General features: G+C 42.5%; 18 protein-coding genes. 12 read left to right on the forward strand and 6 right to left on the reverse strand.

Features of this window, described 5'->3' with window-relative positions:
* Positions 1 to 98: 98 nt before the first annotated feature.
* Both ACL934_RS00400 and ACL934_RS00405 read left to right on the forward strand, forming a co-directional pair.
* Positions 99 to 1202 carry a hypothetical protein gene (locus ACL934_RS00400; RefSeq protein WP_413612887.1) on the forward strand — a complete coding sequence of 368 codons (1104 nt, stop codon included), beginning with the start codon at positions 99 to 101 and terminating at the stop codon, positions 1200 to 1202.
* 11 nt (positions 1203 to 1213) lie between these two features.
* A complete protein-coding gene (locus ACL934_RS00405; protein WP_413612888.1) occupies positions 1214 to 1597 on the forward strand; it encodes a DUF333 domain-containing protein in 384 nt (127 codons plus the stop codon).
* A 2-nt stretch (positions 1598 to 1599) separates the two neighbouring features.
* Here the strand turns inward: ACL934_RS00405 and ACL934_RS00410 are convergent, their stop codons facing one another.
* The 3 genes from ACL934_RS00410 to ACL934_RS00420 all read right to left on the reverse strand — a co-directional run bounded on the left by ACL934_RS00410 (position 1600) and on the right by ACL934_RS00420 (position 5781).
* Complete coding sequence (locus tag ACL934_RS00410) at positions 1600 to 2868, reverse strand: hypothetical protein (RefSeq protein ID WP_413612889.1); 1269 nt, start codon at positions 2866 to 2868, stop codon at positions 1600 to 1602.
* 108 nt (positions 2869 to 2976) lie between these two features.
* On the reverse strand, positions 2977 to 5193 hold the full coding sequence (locus ACL934_RS00415; RefSeq protein ID WP_413612890.1) for a hypothetical protein: 2217 nt from the start codon (positions 5191 to 5193) through the stop codon (positions 2977 to 2979).
* A gap of 405 nt (positions 5194 to 5598) precedes the next feature.
* Complete coding sequence (locus ACL934_RS00420; RefSeq protein ID WP_374076682.1) at positions 5599 to 5781, reverse strand: hypothetical protein; 183 nt, start codon at positions 5779 to 5781, stop codon at positions 5599 to 5601.
* A 537-nt stretch (positions 5782 to 6318) separates the two neighbouring features.
* Between ACL934_RS00420 and ACL934_RS00425 the strand changes: the two genes are divergently transcribed.
* From ACL934_RS00425 to queF, 9 genes are all read left to right on the forward strand, one after another.
* On the forward strand, positions 6319 to 6756 hold the full coding sequence (locus ACL934_RS00425) for a hypothetical protein (RefSeq protein ID WP_413612891.1): 438 nt from the start codon (positions 6319 to 6321) through the stop codon (positions 6754 to 6756).
* 119 nt (positions 6757 to 6875) lie between these two features.
* Complete coding sequence (locus ACL934_RS00430) at positions 6876 to 7910, forward strand: pre-toxin TG domain-containing protein (RefSeq protein ID WP_413612892.1); 1035 nt, start codon at positions 6876 to 6878, stop codon at positions 7908 to 7910.
* Positions 7907 to 8497, forward strand: coding sequence for a hypothetical protein (locus ACL934_RS00435; RefSeq protein ID WP_413612893.1), 591 nt, complete (start codon positions 7907 to 7909; stop codon positions 8495 to 8497). The genes ACL934_RS00430 and ACL934_RS00435 overlap by 4 nt, the downstream gene beginning before the upstream one ends.
* A 155-nt stretch (positions 8498 to 8652) precedes the next feature.
* Positions 8653 to 9042, forward strand: a complete 390-nt coding sequence (locus ACL934_RS00440; RefSeq protein ID WP_413612894.1) for a hypothetical protein — start codon at positions 8653 to 8655, stop codon at positions 9040 to 9042.
* A 77-nt stretch (positions 9043 to 9119) separates the two neighbouring features.
* A complete protein-coding gene (locus ACL934_RS00445; RefSeq protein ID WP_374076686.1) occupies positions 9120 to 9587 on the forward strand; it encodes a nucleoside deaminase in 468 nt (155 codons plus the stop codon).
* A 67-nt stretch (positions 9588 to 9654) separates the two neighbouring features.
* Complete coding sequence (locus tag ACL934_RS00450) at positions 9655 to 11685, forward strand: hypothetical protein (RefSeq protein ID WP_413612895.1); 2031 nt, start codon at positions 9655 to 9657, stop codon at positions 11683 to 11685.
* Positions 11675 to 13003 carry a hypothetical protein gene (locus ACL934_RS00455; protein WP_413612896.1) on the forward strand — a complete coding sequence of 443 codons (1329 nt, stop codon included), beginning with the start codon at positions 11675 to 11677 and terminating at the stop codon, positions 13001 to 13003. The genes ACL934_RS00450 and ACL934_RS00455 overlap by 11 nt, the downstream gene beginning before the upstream one ends.
* Complete coding sequence (locus ACL934_RS00460; RefSeq protein WP_374076694.1) at positions 13000 to 13485, forward strand: hypothetical protein; 486 nt, start codon at positions 13000 to 13002, stop codon at positions 13483 to 13485. The genes ACL934_RS00455 and ACL934_RS00460 overlap by 4 nt, the downstream gene beginning before the upstream one ends.
* Before the next feature lie 42 nt (positions 13486 to 13527).
* Positions 13528 to 14040 carry a preQ(1) synthase gene (gene queF / locus ACL934_RS00465; protein WP_374076696.1) on the forward strand — a complete coding sequence of 171 codons (513 nt, stop codon included), beginning with the start codon at positions 13528 to 13530 and terminating at the stop codon, positions 14038 to 14040.
* Here the strand turns inward: queF and ACL934_RS00470 are convergent.
* Entirely contained in the window at positions 14037 to 14840 is an 804-nt protein-coding gene (locus tag ACL934_RS00470) for an ADP-ribosyltransferase (RefSeq protein ID WP_413612897.1), read from the reverse strand. The genes queF and ACL934_RS00470 overlap by 4 nt on opposite strands.
* Before the next feature lie 41 nt (positions 14841 to 14881).
* Here ACL934_RS00470 and ACL934_RS00475 point away from each other — a divergent pair, with 41 nt between their 5' ends.
* Entirely contained in the window at positions 14882 to 15988 is a 1107-nt protein-coding gene (locus ACL934_RS00475; protein ID WP_413612898.1) for a hypothetical protein, read from the forward strand.
* Between the two features lie 11 nt (positions 15989 to 15999).
* Here ACL934_RS00475 and ACL934_RS00480 read toward each other — a convergent pair whose 3' ends face one another.
* On the reverse strand, positions 16000 to 17385 hold the full coding sequence (locus tag ACL934_RS00480) for a sigma-54-dependent transcriptional regulator (protein WP_374076701.1): 1386 nt from the start codon (positions 17383 to 17385) through the stop codon (positions 16000 to 16002).
* A complete protein-coding gene (locus ACL934_RS00485) occupies positions 17385 to 19421 on the reverse strand; it encodes an ATP-binding protein (protein ID WP_413612899.1) in 2037 nt (678 codons plus the stop codon). The genes ACL934_RS00480 and ACL934_RS00485 overlap by 1 nt, the downstream gene beginning before the upstream one ends.
* Positions 19422 to 19505 lie beyond the last annotated feature (84 nt).

Consider the following 19505-nt stretch of genomic DNA (forward strand, 5'->3'; position numbering starts at 1 on the left):
AGTTTATACTAGGCCAACATCTATAATTTATATGGACTATTGTCTGGTCCTGCTAAATCCCACTTTTAAAGCTGCAATAGATAACTCAAAATCTAAATATGAGAAATTTTGCTATACTAATTTGCATATCATTGTTTTCAATGAAATCCATAGCATATCTGGCTTTTGTAAAACCAAAGATTGATTTTTCTTATAGTCAAATAAAAGCCGATTCTGAGGTTACAAATATGCCACGAATTACCTCTCAAGATGGTTTGGGAATTTGTTATGCACACGTAGCGGCCACGATGATGCAAGCAGAAAACTGCAGAAAATTAAAATCTGACTGTGCGAACTTACCAGAGTCGGAATTATTTTCGCCATTGGATTTATCGAGAATTCATAGACCAGCAGATGGGAAGGCGATATCAGAAGATTTAAGCTCATACCATGGCTTATATGTTGGTGGAGGAGATCCGCACGACGTTGCGTTAATTGGCGCCCTCGGTACAAAAGAAGCGGCAAGTGAATCTTGTTTATCACTAGATAAAATTCTTAGTAAAATGAATTCTCGTGGAGAAACTGAAGAAGCTCAGAAGAATCTATGGGCGCGACTAAAAATGCAATTTGATGAGGCAAAAAAGGAAGCGAGCTCGAAAGCAGGATGTGATGAGTGTATTAACAATATCTATACAACAGCCGCCGACAAAGCTTTGCCGGAAGTTGAAAAGAATTTGAACTTAAAGGTTGATAATATAAAAGTCGCAAAAGCGTTTGCAGCGGAAACCTTCAATAAATTTTTAGACGACCTGTTGGGCGCCTCAGAATGTCGGAGACCAAGTCAGATGGTGGCCTTTGAAAACCATGAAAATGTTAAGTATGAAATGTTTCCTAAGAATGCAAATGCATCACCCAAAGAAATTAAGGAAAAAGTCAGAGATATTATAAAAAAAACGGGACGACCCGTTGCCCTTGCTAATATTTGTTTAGGAAACGAAAACGCGAAGGATTGCAAAAACGAAAATTCTCATGCTGTTGTTATCGCCGGATACCGAGAAATTTGCAAATCCCCGAACGATTGCAGGTATTCATTCAAAGTCGTGAATAGTTGGGGCAAGTCATGGCAAGATCAGTTTGACGGAGGATGGGTGGATGCGGATACGTTACTAAAGCACACTAAGATTGCTCCCGATATCCTGGGTTGGTTTGCAGATAAAAAATAAGGAACTTCAAAATGAAAATCATCTCCCTAATCTTTCTTAGTTCTCTTGCATTTACAGCCGGCACTGACCTTAAACTAAAATACTTTGTAAACAACGCCTACACCCAAGTTCAAACTCAAAAGATTGGGAACTTTCGTATAAACGACTTGTGCGTAAAAAAACAAAACTGCAAAGCGATGCTTGTTGCTAAAGGCAAGCCATTCAAAGTTCAAGAAACCAAAGCTCCCTTCGTTGGTAACCCCGGTGCAAATTATTGCTGGGATGTTGGCGCCAAGAATAGAGTTTTAAAAGACGAAAAGAATAATCAATATGACTTCTGTGTCTTTGAAGATGGTTCGATGATCGATGCCTGGGATTTATATAGAGCTCACTATCCAAGCCCGGTGATTAAATAAAATTAGAGCTGAATAACCTTAATACGTTTAACTCCAGGAAGGATATCTCCAACCTTTCCGGGTTGTCCGTCTATACCATCGGAACCTTTTGGTCCTTGTGGACCATCAGCACCTTTTTGGGCGGAAGTGCAAGGGTGGCCTGGGTTGAGGCCCGGTTTTCCTCCATGGCCTCCATTGTGTCCAGAAGCACCGAGACCACCCTTCCCTGGTTGTCCTGGCCGTTGAACTACCTCGACAGATAATCCTTCTTGCTCATTCACAAAAATTGAGAGGCTTCCAGTAGGCCCGCCATTTCGACCATTCTCGCCGGAATGACCCTGGTTGCCAGGCTTACCATCTTTGCCGTTTGATGGAGCTTTCTCACAAATTGAGACTTCTCTATCACGTGGAGAGCCGTCGATGGCATTAATGCCATTGGGAATAACTTTAGATTTTAGAATACCGTTTTCGCCATTTGCACCGTCTTTATCAGCATTAGTTTTTGAAATACCAAGATCTTTTTCAATGGCGTCACCATCGCGGCCATCGATACCATCAGCACCAATTAATCCAACTCTAAGTAAGCCAATAGCTTTGTCAGCTTGAATAGTGATCGCAGACTCTCTGTAGTCAGTTTCATTGCTGATTTTACTAGATGGTACATGGGTCAAGATATGTGCGTATTGCAGGCTTCCTACGGAGGAAAAGGAAACTTGTTCTTCCGATGGTTCGACTATAAGTTTTTTTGTACGAATGCTGAGGTGATGTCCATTTGTTTGAAGTTGAGCTTTTGGAAAGATAAAAAAACGGTTTACATCAATTACCGTGTCTTGAGTTAAATTAAGGTCTGTTCCTAAAACATAATCAAGAGGTGCTTTCTCTTTTAAAGCTAGCGATGAAACTGGAGCACCTAGGGAATCATAAGCGATAAGTTCAATTTCTTGTTCTTTTGATGACCAAACAGGTTCCTCATGTAAATGTGCAGAATTTATCGAAGTATAGATAACGGGTGTTTTCTTATTAACGATAACTTGCATTCGTTTAACTTGCTCGGGCCAAGTAATTCTCATCTTGTACAGCATAGGCTCCGACTGTTCCTCGAACGTAACCAGAACATTCTTCTCCGTCAGCTGTCCCTCGAAGGCTTGCTTTTCCTGTTCTTTTTGAATCGTCTCCACAACGTCGGCAGGAGAATTGTCTTTAGGAGTAGAGTCGTTTTTAGCATCATCCTTTTTAAATGAACAGGCGTTCATACAAAGTGCAATTACGATAGCAACTGTGAACGAACGCATGCATCCTCCTAAAACAGAAGTACGTATACACCAAGTCGAGGCACACTCACCACTGTTAGAATTTTAGACAGATAGAAAATACAAAAACTTCAAATTAATGAGATAAATCTAACGAATAAACAGTCTGTGTATCGTAGCTTTTTCATCACTTTTTAGCGTCGAGTTTATTCTCATTTCTGTCTTTAGATGGATTAGATCTTCCCTTGTGCGAAGAAGAGACGGAAGCACTTCGGTAATAGACAGTTTCGCCTCAACGACTTCATCATATGAAGGCATTGGAAAAGGCTGACCTGCGACCTTAGCTTCGTAAATGCCTTTTTCGGCATTCCAACTGATATTCCAATTGTTTTTTAATAAAGCCTTAAGGCCTTTTATATCTCCGGGAATTCGAAGTTGCTGTCTATATGTAGCTACTGAAAAACGCTGATCGTGGAATTCTTTGTAAAGACTGAACACAAGAAAATTTCTGAAAAGCAGTTTGTTCTGTTGCAATAAGCAACGTGCATGAACTTGAACGCTTCCCAAGCACTTATTATCTTCATTTTGAATTTCAGCAAAGTCTTCATACATTAAGGGTAGAATCATATCGCCAGCGAGAACATTTTCTTGCTGAATGGAGAGATTCACAAGCTTCAATGCTGAATCAAGCAAAGCGATATCGTCCTTCCCTGCTTCCTCCTTGAGATTGAGGAAGTCGGACGGAGTCGAGAAGTTATCCGCTGTCCTCGCGTTCCATATATTAATAGCCGGAAAAATAGCAATCATACGTTGAACATTCTTAATGACTCCCGGGCTGAAGAAGCGTGTTCTTAAGTTTTCAGTTTCTTCGCTCAGTTCTCCATATGATATGCGTTTTGATAGATCTGCTTTTAAAGCATTATTCTTCTGAATAAGTCCATAGGCATTTTCGCTGGGATTCCCAAGAGAAGAATTTAAGGAGTAATTGTCTTTAAACTTTCCGGAAATATAGGTCAGAGAGTCTGCATAAATCGACTCTTCGGCTTCGAAGACTTCCTTGGACCGAGCTTCTTTGTATACTCCAAGAGCAAAATAGGTTGCGAAGTCTTTTCTTCCAAAAAGATTGTCATACTCTAAAGAACACTCCGAGAGATGTCTTTTAAAATTAGAAGGAGCAAAGAACGCTTTTTGAAGCCCTTTATCACGAATTTGATCTGACACGAATTCACAAGATTTCAATCCACGGTGAACAATATTGGCTAGTAGCACCCGGTTTCCGAGAACGTCGTTGTGAACTTTATCCATTTTCAGATATAAAACTTCAGTAGATTGTCTAAGCTGATTAGACAAAGTATTTAACATTTCTACTTGTATCTTAAAGCTAACCTGAATTTGCTCCGAGATTAATTTCTGATTTTCAATTACACGATCTAATCGCGCGATTATGGCACGATGTCTTGCAGCCTCGGCACTTTCGCCGCCTCCGCCGAAAAGGCCTGATAGAGATGCGATACCTGCCAAGTAGTTGTTCTGCATTATACTTTCGACACCAGATTTGAGACGATCAAGCTTTTCAAGACCATCTTGAATGCTTTGAAGAGTGGCGCCGTTAACACCTAAATTCTTTCCTATAGTGACAAGGTTCTGAGCGCCATTGAAGTACTCTTTATAGCCTTCTTCAAATTCAATTTTTCTTTCCAACAGAGAAATTCTTTTATCCCATTCTTTTTTTCCAGTTTCAGGGGGTATCTGATTTTTCAGGTAAGAAAGCTGTTCTCGCGCTGACATTCTAGAGAAGGCAAAGTTCTTCAAGAAATCAACATCATCTGCCACCTTTTCAATTTTTTGTGTTTGTTTTGATAAATCACCTGAAATTTGATTTAGTTCTTTCGAAATTCCTTCTTGGGTTTCCACAATTTTTTGCAAATTGGATCTAGTTTCTTTTGCGAAGGTATTAAGACTCTTTCCTAGGGCGAAAAGCTCTTTTGTTGTCGAATCTAAATCGGCAGAGATATTTTTTTGAATTATATCATTAGCAGATTGATTTTCTGCAAGCTTCGCAATAGCCGTACGAGCCATCCAACTTGAAATAATTGATCTCGCCTCTGCTCTTTGGGGCGCTGGTAAAGACATAAGGTCTTTTTCGGACATCCAGTTGTTGACCATTTGTTCCGCTCGGAGAAGAGCTTGATCGGGATTCAAACCTTTTAATGAATTGAATTCTCTGAGGTCCTTCGCAGATACGCGATTTAGTTTGTCGGCCAATAGTTTTGATGCCTCATCCTGACTCTTCTTTTCCATTTCGCCGATGCCATACTCAAGCGCCTGGTTCAAAGCTTTATTTGTGACCTCAATAGCGATGGCCACGGGTGCGGTGATTCCCATTGCGCCGGCGCCTACGGCAGTCGCCGTTAACAAGTAGTCTATGCCATCTTTGGAAGTATTTAAAATGCCTACATCTTCAGAGATCTTTTGTTGTTCAGAGTAATATGCGTTTTGTGCTTTTAAGAGAGCGTCTGAGGAAGAAGGTCCGCCTTTTAAAATAGTCTGGACATCAGAATTTGAAACCAAAAAACTTTTTGTTCTGAGGGGCAGAAAGGAGCCATTGATGATAGTCTCGGCTCTCGAGTCCACTTTCGTTTCAGAGTCTTCTTTAGGCGAAGTTTTATCGTTGGGTGAGTGAATGTGTATAACTTTGTTACCGGACGGTTGGCACGCCGTTAATAAAGCGAATAGGACCGATGAGGTAAGGAAGACTCTTTTCATAATTCACTATCTCTGATTGTCTGCTTTAAGTTGTTTTGCCAAAGCGGCTCTAAATTGCGGATCACGAATCATTGTTTCCATGAGATCTACTTGGGACTGAGCCATTTGTTGGCGATATTGCAGAATCTGATTTTCTAGATCATTGATGCGAGCCTGTGCTTCCTCTTTTTCCTTTTTGTATAAATCCATTTCGATGACTTCAGAATATCTTGTCGAGAAGCAGCTCGGGGGAATGTTGTTGGAGCCGCTTAATTCAGAGCAGGAACGCTTTGTACAATTAGTGTGATTGCCGCCTTTACCAGAGGATGTATAGCACTGGTCGTAGGTATTTCCCTTTTCAAAGGTATACATTATTGTCTGTCCGGCCCAGGCAGCGGACCCAAAGAAGAGCGTCCAAAGAATGATAAACACAAAATTTAGCTTCATAAACAACCACTTTCAGTTTAGGCGAAGTGATGCAAAATATTTGCCTGCCTTAATCGACTTAAACAGCAGATAAAATGAAATATCAAATGTGCTGACATAAATTGCTAGGCGAATGCTGTCGAACTAATAGACAGATAGAAAAACACAGTTTTGCAGACTCACCTGGGTTTCTGGATTCTAAGACATGATCCGAGTTTCCGGATACTTATAGTGCGAGCTCAAATATAGATTGTTTATAGCCTGGTATCGTCCGGCCAAGCCGTTGCTTTTATGCCTTCTCGAAACTATTGGAGGCGCAAAGTGCAAACAAAGATTTTCAGTCCATTTATCCCTATTTATACCGCGAGAAATTTCAAAAAAATTATTAGTGCGATTCTAGTTTTTCAGTTGGTTCTTTCGCCGTTGGCATATGCCGACAACAATGACGGCAGAGATGGGAATCATGACGGAAGAATAGATCTCGATTTTGACGATGATTTTGTTATTTCCCCCGGTCGCGATAATGGCGAAGGAAGTGTTGATGGCAATTGCGCCGGATCTGGTTGTGATGATCGCGACGGCAACGGAGTGGTCATGGAAATGGTAATGGGGATTATGATGACGACGGTCAAGATGATGGATTGGACCAGGATGGTGGTTCATATGGCGGATCAACTGGTCGAGGCGGAATTGATAGAAATCATAAGGATGATAGATCGAATCGTAATCCATGGCCAAAGCAAGAGCGAGGCAACTTAGAAGTTCGCAGCATTTCAAGACAGGATTCCGATAGAGGTGATGGGGTAATTTTTCTCAGGGACGATCAAGCTGAGGTCTATTATCGAGGACAACCTGCCACCGATGAGAACTCTCGAGATTTGACCGATATTTACACAAATAGAAAAGGTATCGATTTCGTAAAAACAGCAGATGGGAAAGGCTTACTTCCAGTAGATGGAATAAAAGACTGTGCGCCAAGCATTGATTGTTCCGAACTGGGCTATAAAAAAGACTGGTGGAATTATTCGATAACTCCCAACTTTGATAACTCTGATGAATACTTCGAATATGAACAGAGCGTAAGGTTCGCGGAAAAACAACTTGCAATCAAGAATGCTATTGAGAGAGCGAAGACGTCCTCTTCCGTCAGGCAAAGTCCTCAGAAAATGAATGTTTTAAGTGAAGCTGAGTATCTGCACTCTGAAGCTGAATATGAATTTGCGAGATTTCGAGATACCTCATCAGCGGATTCACTTCAATATGGAGCAGCCACACTTGCAAGCACAATAGTCGATATTGGAATAAGTGTTTCACCTCTCGGCTGGGGTAAAGATGCTTACGAGCTTATCACGGGCACAAATCTAGTTACTGGAGAAAAACTTTCAGATAGTGAACGAATAATGGCTGGCATTGGAGTAGTAATGCCAGGAGTTGCTGGGTTAGCATTTGCTGGGATTAGAATTGCTGCTAGGACCCCGGTGGCAAAGAACGCAATCAACGGTGCACTTACACAAGTCGGAAATGTTTCTGACTTATTGGGCAACATGAAGATTGCTAGATTTAAAGAAGGAAAGTCTTTCTCTGAAGTCGCTGTTATTGGAAGAGATATGGGATCCGTTCGTGAAGCTCGTGCGAGACTTAATGCGGCGGGAATAAAAACAAGAGTATTTGAGCCATCAAAAACAGCGATAGACTCAATGAAGGAGGCTGTAAAAAGGAACGAAGATAAGTATTTGTTGTATGGAGAAATCCCCGAAACTGCCATCTACAAGGAAAATATGGATTGGGTTCAAAAACTTAAGGATGATCAAGTTTCAGTTATTGATATTGGAAACCCCAAGGGAATAAATGAGCGCAGTCGCTTTTATGATGATGAAGTGTTAAATATTTTTGGTAAGGTAAATAAATTATGAGAACTATTCCATTCCCCGATAAAATTGTGACGGATTATATCGAAGACTTAGCAAAAGATTTTGGATTCAATATTATTTCTACTGAATATGTAGCTAGTAAAGATATGGATGAGCTACTAAAAAAGGGTGGGCATGACAAATGGTCATGGACACTTGCGAAGCCTGGCCGACGTGTTCATATGAAAATTTCAATATATTCTTCCTACCAATTGGGTATTAGTTTTAGTAACGAAGATTTAGAACTTAAAGGAAAGGTATCAACTTATTTTTTCTTTGATGAATATCTATCAAAACATCTAAAAGCCCAAGGAGACGCCAATCTTTTACATCAAGTCGTCTTAGATAAATCGTGGAAAGAAAATTGGAAGATTCAATTTGAAGTTTTAAAAGATCATCTAAAGGGCCATCTGGGACAAGTTGTTGATGGCAAAGAATGGCCAAACATTGAATTCAACTGGGAGGATTATATAGAACCCTCAGCCTTGGATCGTATTTATTCAGATCAAATAAAATTGCTAGAAGAGGATTCAAAGAATAAAGACGGCAAAGGCTGGCTCTATTTCCTTAACTTTAAAAAGAAGAGATAATTCGATCCAAATAAGTCGACTGATCCCAATTCCAAGAGTCCGTCCGGATTTCAAGACGGACCCTCCTCAGATCAAATATAAGCCTCTTTCGGCCCGGCAAGCGCTGGCCGTAGCCTTGCTCTAGGGATCTCCCGAAACCAATCAGGAGGTTCAAAATGAAAACAGTAAAACTTATCGGTTCAATCGCTCTTATGTCTATCTTGTCTGCATGTGCGGGCGGAAAAGACTCTGACAAAAACAAAAACGCAGGAGTTCAAACAAACGGCACCTGCTCCCAGGAACTCGTGGATGTCAGCAATAATCTAATCAACTCCATAGAAGCCTTCCAGCAAGCATATTTGCATAATCCAAACAATCAGGAGGAGCTCGCATCTCGCGCCCAGGCGTCTGTCGAAGCTTGTAGAAAGATGTTCCCACGTTATGAAGGTGTGACTTGCAAAGCAGAATTTCGTGGCAAGGTGGTCGAACTTAAAACAAATGAAATTAAGGAATATTGTGTAGCCATAGAAGAGGTTGCAGCCCGCAGATCCCGCACGGCGCAGTAATTTGGATAGCAAACGCGAGCGGGGCTTGTAGCCTATGAGTTGACTAATAGCTCGAGTCCCGCCAGTATGTCCTCCTTATGAAAAAGGAATTCATGATCAGAGCCATTGAGCTCTCCAGAAACAATATGCAAGCAGGCGCCGGGGGTCCTTTTGGCGCAGTAATCGTCAAAGATGGCAAAGTCATTGGAGAGGGCTGGAATAAAGTAACTTCTTCCAATGATCCCACAGCTCACGCCGAAGTCGTGGCGATTCGTAATGCTTGTGAAAACGCAAAAAACTTCAGCCTTGAGGGCGCAGAGATTTACACGAGCTGCGAACCCTGCCCTATGTGTCTTTCAGCGATTTATTGGGCCCGTATTGCAAAAATCTACTATGGCAATACTCGTAAAGATGCGGCCAATATCGATTTTGATGATGATTTCCTTTATCAAGAAATTCCCAAAGAAATTAAAGACCGTAAAGTTCCCATGATCCAATGCGCCCATGACGAAGCGTTGGATGTCTTCAAAGAGTGGCAATCCAAAGTAGATAAAGTTCCATACTAAGGGCGAGGTTGTCCTTTCAGGACTCCTGCCTAGAGCGCTTCTTAGAGAGAATAGAGGAATGAAACTAATGAGTTCATTCCTCTTTTTATTTTTGAGCGTTTTTCTTTTAAATTCATGCACTCATAAAGAAAAACAGATTCCTCGTGATATCGCCTCTTTGCAAGCCAATGGCGGCATGGAGGGTATTTGGTTTTTACAAGGAACATCGTCAACACGCGGGCCGTATAACGGAGAGTTGGAACTTCGTCGCTCTAACGACGGGACTTTCAATGTCATTCGCGCGATTACATACATCAACTACTTCTTTGACGGCTTGAAGGTTCAAGAAATTTGGACAGGAAAAGCGGTGGCGACGGGTGACTCCGTCACGATCACTTACGATATTCGACAGGGTGATTTCATCACTAGACTCGGCAATCAAAAACGGGAACCTTCTGATTTCAAAAATACAGTTGCTGTCACTTCCCGATTTGTCGCATCATCTGCGGGTCTTGCAACTCAATATACCGACACTAAAGTCTCGAGTTATTCAGAATGGATTACGACAAGAAGAGATCTCGAAGCAAAACCGCTTTGGGTGAATGAGCGAAGAAATCTTGATGCCAAAGGAAAAAAGATTCCTCTTCCAGTTCGTGGCGTTATCAAGATTTTCAAAATGGATATTGGCTACGACAAAGATTCCCGAGTGAAAGCGTATAAGAACCGTCCTGAATTTAAAGACGAAAATCCTTACATCGTTTTTGATCCGACGGATTTTGAATTCTATCGCAATAACAAAGACGTCATTCGTGTTGTAAATAAAATCACGGATGACATCAGCATTACTGAATCCGTTGTAAAAAGAAATGCCTACTCACCGTCTCTGGATGATAAAGCTCGTGGCTTTGATAAAAATGCCAGGGACTTTCACTTGAATGAAGCGGGTATGTTGTCTCACGCGATCTTGGATGAAAGCGGTCAACTGCTCTCTTATTCTTATGATGGCGATTCTGCTCTTTGGACGGGAATGTATTTGGGTTCTCAAGCGATGCGCTATCTGACGACAAAAGACAGCGAGGCATTGCAAAACGTGCGTAATGCCCTCAAGGGTCTTATCACGCTGATGGACATCACTGGAAATTCGCAAGAGTTTGCAAGAACGCTTGCCGTTTATGATCCGAAAACACAAGTGCCAGAGAAGTGGCATCGTGGAACTGGCAAATATGAAAACCTTATTTGGCTTGAGGGCGGTAATAACGACATGTTGAAAGGAATCACTCATGGATTTCTTTGGGCAAGTCTTGTGATTCCGAAGTCAGATACAGAAGTTTGGAACGCACTTCGTGAAAAATCTCGCAAACTGATTGAGCTTCGAATTGTTTCAGAGAAACCACAAAATAAACCGGCGGCACTTGGACTTGCAGCTCTGATTACGGGCGACCAAGGAATCAAGGATCAGTACGTTAAGGCATACGAGAGCTTCAGAGTGAAAGTGTCTGGATACAGCTTTGATACTACTTTCTATTGGCATGGTTCAGCGGATTGGAGTGGCATCAACCTTGGGATTGTAGGTGATATCACCGACATCACTTTGGCAGATCTCTTGGGACAAAGTAAGATTCGTGATCAATTGCGTGAACGTTTGATGGATTCATGGGTGACCTATGAACCCGCGCAGAGACATCTCTTGACCTTGGCGGCCTACGGGTTTGCCTATAAGTACGGAACTCGCGGTGGCAATTTCCGCTCGGACAGTAGCGATGCGCGCTTTAAATCCGCTCTTGGACAATCGGTGTGGGGCTTAAGAGAAATTCCTTATCCTCGTCCCAATCTGGATGTGACAATTGACCATTCATTAAGACCTGACTGGTGCATGTCACCCATTCCGCGTCTTTTTTGGAAGGCTGTGAAAAAACCAGAACCTCCTATCGACTATTTTTACCAAGGTCTTTACAACTATCCCGTTTTTGAACTTCAAGCATTCTCAAGCAACTTCGTTTGGAAGGACTCTGCATTTCAATATCAAACGGGTCATAGCAAAGGAGTGGAAAACTCCGGAGTCGATTATCTTTATGCCTACTGGCTTGCTAAGTATGTTGGAGTAAATAATGTGGAATAAACGAGTCGCTCTTGGACTCCTGGTTTTGGCATTGTCAGTGAAGGCTTGGGCAAAAAAAGAAGTTGTATATTTTGGGGGCGGCGGAGAGCCGGCGGGACCGTCTACTATTTTTGATGCAGCTTATGCGAACTTTGCACCGTTCTCTGCCGGAAGCGGTTGGACGGCTCGCTCTTACTTTGATGGTGGTCACGCAAATTCAGAAGCCATTGCTCAGCAAAAGTTTAAAGGAAAAAGTAAACCGATGACGGCCAAAAATATGGCCGATGAAATTGCGAGCCTCAAGGCCCGTATTAATAACGGGAGTCTTGCGAAGGGTGATCAGGTGATGGTCACAATCGCGACTCACGGCTTAGAGCCAAAGAAGCCACAGTCCACTCATAGCATTACGACAACAGATCAAAGTTTCAATATGGATGAGCTGGCTCAGCTTCGCGACTTGGCCGAGAAGAAAGGTGTTTCTCTCGCCATCGTAGATCTGTCTTGTTACTCGGGAAATTCGTTAAAATTAGGCACGGACAAAACTTGTGTGATCTCGGCGTCTGCAGGGGGAGTTTCGTACAATACTTCGGGTGATTTTATTGGGCGTAATATGAAAAAGGGCTTGACGCTTGAAGAAGCCTTTCTAGATGGTCGTTCGCACCCTACGGCCGCAGTTCCCGCAGCTCCACAAATATCTTCAGAAGCCGGTCGCAAAGCTTATGAGTTAACGAAGATTCTTTCTGAGTCTATGCAGGAAAGAAGCCTTATCAAATCAACTAAGGAAATGGGTGCTTACTGCTACGGTACGAAATCAAATCCCTACGCCAAGCTGGTCAGTGCTCTTAGAGACATTGGTAACTCTTCAGAAATTTTCAGCTATCTCAAAGTAAAATTTGGCATAGAGAAGTCTCAGATGGAGCCGCTCGTTCAAAAACTAGAGGCCGCGATGAAAAAGTATGAAAATAGTCGACGTGGCGTTCAGAAAACTTTTGATGAGATAACGGGTCTTGAAAAACAAGAATGTCACGCCGTCGCTTCGATGAAATTGTGCGGTAATAAAGCCAATTGGGCTTTTGGATACAAGTTGCTCAAAGAACGGGAAATCAAGGGTCAGCTTGATGAAAAAGGCCGCGCAGAGCTTGCTGTGTATCGGTCTTACGTGAATACTCCGGGATTCAGAAAATGGGAATCTCTTAAGGCGGCCCATGGAACTCAAGACGGTCTTTTTGATGAAGCAAAAGAAGTCGCGCGAGTTGAAAGAGAAGTTTATCAAGTCCTTTACGAAGAGCTTTCAAAAAAATCCTCCAAGCCGAACCCCTGTAGGAGTTTTGTGTTATGAAAAATATGATGTGGAAAACTTTGTTAATGATGTGGATTGCGACCTTTTCGGTAACATCACTAGCAAATGAAAAATTCAAATGCGGAGAATATGAGTTCACAGGAGTTTTACGCAAGTTCGAGGGAAAAAACGTCCTTAAACTTTATGAAGGTTCTATGAGTGAAGTGATCTTAAGTCTCTCACCCGACTTGGCAGAGTTGGCTGAAGTGAATATGGGTAATGCCGTAACACTCAGAGGAAAGATGTTTGAGCCCGTGAAGACCTATCGTGGCTCCATTGAATCGATGTTGTCAGAGAAAGAGATTAAAGAGCTCACAGCCCCGGATAAGCCCTATACGGCGCGTTTTATGAGAGATGATATCAAGGAAAGAGTTCCAGATCCTCTTCATCCAGACATGGATTCTGGAATGAAGCTCATAAAAGAGCTGCCTTGTGGCGGTCGAGAGCCTAATTCTTCCACTAAAAAGGCCAAGAAAAAGTAGGCATTGATCTTCTAAACCCAATGAACTAAAAGAGCCACCACTATGAAAAAGAAATCAGGCAGAGACGCAAAAGAACTAGAGAACTTTATTTTGGGTGAAAACCAAACAAAATACCCAGAGACTTACGCACCTGAAGTGCTTGAGGCTTTTGACAATAAGAATCCAGGCAAAATCGCGTGGACGACATTTGTTTGTACGGAGTTTACATCTTTGTGTCCGAAGACACGCCAACCTGATTTCGCGAAAATCTTCATTAACTACATCGGCGATAAAAAAATGGTCGAATCAAAATCGTTGAAGCTATATCTTTTCAGCTTCCGTAATCACGGGGATTTCCACGAAGACTGCGTGCAAACGATCTGTGACGATCTTGTGAAATTGATGAAGCCAAAATACATCGAAGTTGTTGGGGAGTTTACTCCGCGCGGTGGTATTGCGATCTATCCTTATGCAAGCTTTGCGGTGAAAGATAAGTTCTTCCAAGATCTTTATAAAAAACGCCTTAGCGAATACGCCCCAGGGAAGTATTCCATGGAGCTCTCTAAGCTTTACTAGTTTAATTCAGAACAATCTGTTTTAACTTCACGAAGTAAAACAATCAGCACTTCCTCTTTTGTGGCGGGAGTGCTGCGGCCTGTGACACAGAAATTTGTGTTCTTCCGATAAAGAATTTCCGCTTCGCCTTGATATTCGGGATTGATTTGTGAAATGGATTTTCCATTTTCTCCATAGATCACGTACAACACGGGTTTTCCAGAACGACCATCGTTATTCACTAGAAATTTCTTTGCGACACTCAGGGAAACAGACGTCGAAAAATACCCTTTTTCCGCAAGAGTGCTTCCAGGTAAGTAAGCGCTTGTGACTTTCTTTGAATAAATAGCGCCGCGATACGAAAGAGCATGAACTGAAGGAATTTTATCGAGAGCTCCTTCAAACTTGGCAACAAAGTCAGCAAGTCCCTTGGACAATTTTTTACCTGAGCGCAGCGAACGATTGATTTTTGTGTAAAGAGGGTCACCATCACCAGGTTCCGCGATATATTGGGCAATGGGCGATAACTCGTGCTGACCTGTGACGATATCCATAATTTTATCATCAAAATCTGGAGGAGCCCTTTTGGCAAATTCACTATCGAGGGCTTCAGAAAGTGCTTCCTCTTCGGCCGTTGTTTCATTAAGAAGAGCGAGGAGCTTGTTGCCCTCATAGAGAGGCACTGTCACCTTTTTGGTCAGTTCGATAATATTTTTAGAGGTCTCTGATTTGGATGTGAGAATAATGGGGCTTCTATTAAATTCCTGAGCGTTTGAAATGACTGTAAAAAATAGAATTGCTCCAAAGATAGCGCGAACCATATAGGCCTCCGTCGGAACTGAAGAAAGCAAGGTTGATGCCCATGAAGAATGTTGTAGTGATGTCCTTTCTAGCGTTGAGTTGTTTAATAAGCGCATGCTCTCAGAAGAATTCTGAACCCGCATTGAAATCCATCGGGGGCAGTCCCGATTTCTTTCAAGTGACCACTGAAACACTGCCTTCGGAGGAGTCGTCTTGGGTTCGCCCCACAGATTGTCGTGGCAATATCGCAAAGGTGCTTTGTGAAGTCGATCCTTCTGACGATTGGTCCCGGGTCTTAGAGCGTCCCTGCCTGGGTGGTGAAGAGAAGTATAAACCAGTCATCGAAGAAATCTATGATTCTATGGACGATCTTAATAAAGGGATGTTCTGCTCTTTACGAAGAATTTTTATTGAGCGTGAATTCTATGCGACGGGCTATGCGAGCAGTGTTTATGCTCGCGATGAAGAAGGAAATGGCATTCGTCTTCCAGGTGCCATCATGGGTGTAAGAAAAAGTGTTCTTGAAACTCAGCCATCGTTTGGTGGGTGGGCAACATGGAAAGAGCAGATGAACTTCACGAAGGTTGAAAATGAATTTCAAGCGCCGTTGCCTTACCCCCAGTTGAAAACAGCGCAAGCAACTCCGCTACTTCATTATGTTTTTGTTCACGAATTTGGTCATCTATTTGACTATGCTAACAAACTTAACAAAGAGGAACTTGGCGACCCCACTTGTTTTGATAGAGATATCGACACAGATGAAGCCTACTATCGTGAGTGCAAACCCTACATGGCGCCAAACTCTTGGGGTGACATTAGTTGGAAAGACTTTCTCACGGTAAAACCAGAAAAGGATTTTTCATTTCGTAGCAAACTTTGTTTTTATAACTGTGAGTCCTATGTTGATGTGAACACAGAGATGGTGCTTCTTTATAAAGGTCTCTCACAGTCAGATTTCGTAACTAGCTATGCAGCTTCAAATCACAGGGATGACTTTGCAGAGGCTTGGGCAGTCCGCTGGCTTGTGGAATCTCAACAAGGGGGCCTTTCTGTTCAGGCAAGCCCCGAGTTTGAAGTAAGAGCGGAAGATATTTATAATTCAGAAAAATTTAAAACAAAGCGTAACTTTATTGAGGCCTTTACAAAAAATCCTGTTTTATATCCTTAAAATCGCAGGATCTATTTTTTGATTCCTTGCAGACGGCGACGCAAATCACCTAAAGTGCTGCGAGGAATTCCCAAGTAACGAGCGGCTGCGGACTCTGAGCCCTTTTTCTTTAGGGCAAAGTCGATCAGCTTCATCTCAAACTCGGAAACCACGTGACTGTAACGGCCTTCTAGTGCCTTTTCGTCAATTTCAGCGATAGAGCTGTTTTTAATAACTTCTTCATAGACAGGTGCCGACTGAACCAGATGAGGTGTGAGATCACTTGGTTGAATTTCATTGCCATCAACCAGAACACAAGCAACTTCAATGGCTGACTTCAATTCGCGAATATTTCCCGGCCAAGAGTATTTCATAAGCAAATCTTCTGCTTGAGGGCTGAAAGACTTTTCGCGATAGTTGCTGCCTCTTAGAAATTCGTTGGCCAAGTCCATGATATCTTCTTTGCGTTCACGAAGTGGCGGCAGCGTGATAGTGAATTTTTTAATTCTGAAGAAGAGATCTTCTCTGAATTTCTTCTCGCGGATTAATTCTTCCAAATTTTCATTGGTAGCAGCGATTGTCCGACAGTTTACTTTTCTTCCAATATCGTGTCCCACGGGATAAATGTCGCCACTGCTTAAAGCGCGAAGAAGTTTTACCTGAAGGTCAATGTTCAAAGTCGCCAGTTCGTCTAGGAATAAATCCCCGCCATCCGCGCTTTCAAATTTTCCGGCGCGATTTTCTGTAGCACCTGTAAAAGCCCCTTTTTTATGACCAAAGAGTTCTGATTCTGCCAGGTGCGAAGGAATAGCTCCGCAGTTAACGGCGATAAAGGGACGAGAATCATCGTTTTCAAGGCTCCAAAGATATTGAGCCATGACTTCTTTACCAGAACCACTTTCACCGCGAATAAGAACAGACTGTCCGGAGCCGCGAATCTTTTTCGCTGTCTCTAGCACGGCTTTATAGGCTGGGGACTTTGTATAAAGATTGATGTGAGTGACAAGTTTAGAACCCGCTTGGTGTTTCAATGTTTGATTGCGACGCAAAAGGCGATGCAAGACCGGAGCTTTGCGAACTACTTGCGCCAACGTTTTTGCATCAAAAGGCTTCAAAAGATAATCTACGGCACCGGCTTTTAAGCACGCTTCAACTAAGTGGGATTCATCGTGTCCAGTCATAGCGACAACGACGGTCGTTGGATAGTTTTTGGAGATTTCTTGGATCAGTTGCAAACCCGTGCGCTCTTGGGATTCATCCAAAGAAAGATCTGTGAAGACCAAGTCGATTAATTGTTTGTCGAGAATATCAAGAGCCTCCTCCATGGAATCTGCCAAAGATACAACGTGCGACCCAGCAATTTGAGACTGCATCGTTTTACGAACTAACGTTTCATCATCGACTATCAGAATGCGCATTAAGAAGTCCTCACTTTAATTTCAAACTGTGAAACCCAAATTTTCGGAATTAAATGGCCGTTGATTTTTTTGACCTGATCTTGGATCCATTTATCATCAAAATCTGTCGTGCAAAGATAAGCTCTTTTTCCGATACCCAGCTCACCTAGAATTTCTAGGCCTTTTGTACTCTCATTTAAATTTTGGTCAATGACTAGCAAAGCTTGTTCGGGCCACGAAGACAACGAAAATGAATTTCGCAGCTCCTCGGTGCTGGCAAAGAAGGAAGCTTGCTGAAGACCCATGGATTGAATTTTTTCTCGCCAAGCATTGAGCACATTTTTATCGTCATCGACGAAGACAATTGGTTGATCTGAATTGACCTCAATGACTGAAGGAGCCCAAGACGGGGTTTTTTCACGAGGCATGCGCAAAGTAAATGTGGTGCCCTGACCTTCAGCTGATTGTACTTCAAGAGTTCCGCCACTCCATTCAATGGCGGCTTTAGCTTGAAAGAGTCCAAGGCCGGAACCTGTTTTCTTTCCGAAAGTGAAGCTGCGTTCAAAGATTTTCTCTAAGACAGCCGAAGACATTCCCTTGCCGTTGTCTTTAACCGCCAGGGTCCATTCTTTTGGAGCCAACGTAAGACTGAGAGTGACTTCGTTGGCACCCGCCTCAAACGCATTGTTGATGATATTTGAAAGCGCTGATTGGATTTCGTTTACTTGAACCACGCTCCACACCTGGGGACGAGCGGTGATTCCGTGAAGAAGGAGTGTTTGATTTGCAAGCCTGCGAACGCTGTGTTCGTTAAAAACACTGGTGATCAAAGGCTCTATCAATGTGAGTTTTGGAGCTTCGACCGTTGATTCTTCGTCAGGCTTTGCAGAAACAGAAGAAAGCTTTTGCACGATACCTGCAACTCTTGCAACAGCACTTTTTAGAATGGCCAAAGGTTCAAGCTGAGAGCTTTCAATTTGTGATAAGGCCATGTTCATACTCATAAGAGGACTGCGAATATCATGGGCGACTTGAGCGGCAATTTGACTGCGGGCTCGATCTCTCTCGGTTTCTAATAATTGTGCTTGGTGCGACTGTAAAGTGCTAAGCATGTGATTCAAATTTTTTCCTAAGGCATCTAATTCATCCTTGGAATTTTTCACAGATACCAAAACACGTTGAGAATAATCTTGAGTCTGGGTGATTTTTTCCAACGTCTTAAAAATCACATCAATTTTCTTAAGCAAAGTCTTCGTAAGAATCTGAGAAAGCCACAACGCAAAGACAATAAGAGACAAAGCGACGATCAAAAGAGTCAGATGAACCTTTCGAAGCTCTTTCTCCAAAGTCTGCGTCGAAATCGTTGCGACAAGACGGTAGTCCTTATTCATCGTCCCTTTTAAAGAGGTGAGGACCGTCATCGTGTCACCTTCGACATATGCGCCATCAGATTTTTTTAAAACGACTGGCAGATCTAAAGCTTCATTGAAGTCTTCTTTGCGAAGTCGCCCCAGGCTTTCATTGTTAGGCCCGATAAGCTCCACGGAAAGATTGTCGACGTCATGTTGGATCATTTCGCGAAGCATCTTCGTCGCATCGTCAAAGTAGATGATGGCTTCGATGACTCTTTTTCCGTCAATGCTCGCAACCAAGGTGTACTGACCAACTTGGGAATTTGCAGCTTTGATAATAGGACTTTGATAAACAGACGATTTTGCCAAGTCGAAGTCAGGAAAATTCTCTAAGTGTGTTTGGCTGTGAATGTTGATTTTATTAAGCCCCAGGGATGTGGCCAGCGCTTCTAAGTTTTTAGATTTTAAAGTTCCTTGCTCATCATAAATTTTTAAAGTCTCGGCGGCGTTAAAAGCAATTTGTGATTGCGAATCTTCAATGCGCTCAAGCGTCTTTGCCATTAGATTCATGTGATCAATATAAGAATCTTTAAAATCGTTCGTGCGAGTTTTTGATAAAATGCCATTAAGAACAAGGCAGATCGTCACCGCTGCAAAAACAGCAGTTCCAAAAATGGCCAAGAATATCTTATGTGAGAATTTCATTTCGGAGAATCGAGGCATCCCCTAATCGTAAAGCAGGGACCAACGGAAATGAAAGGCTTCCTTTATAATCATGCGCACCTGGGC

It is taken from the genome of Bdellovibrio sp. HCB-110 (assembly GCF_047323225.1).
GTDB lineage: Bacteria > Bdellovibrionota > Bdellovibrionia > Bdellovibrionales > Bdellovibrionaceae > Bdellovibrio.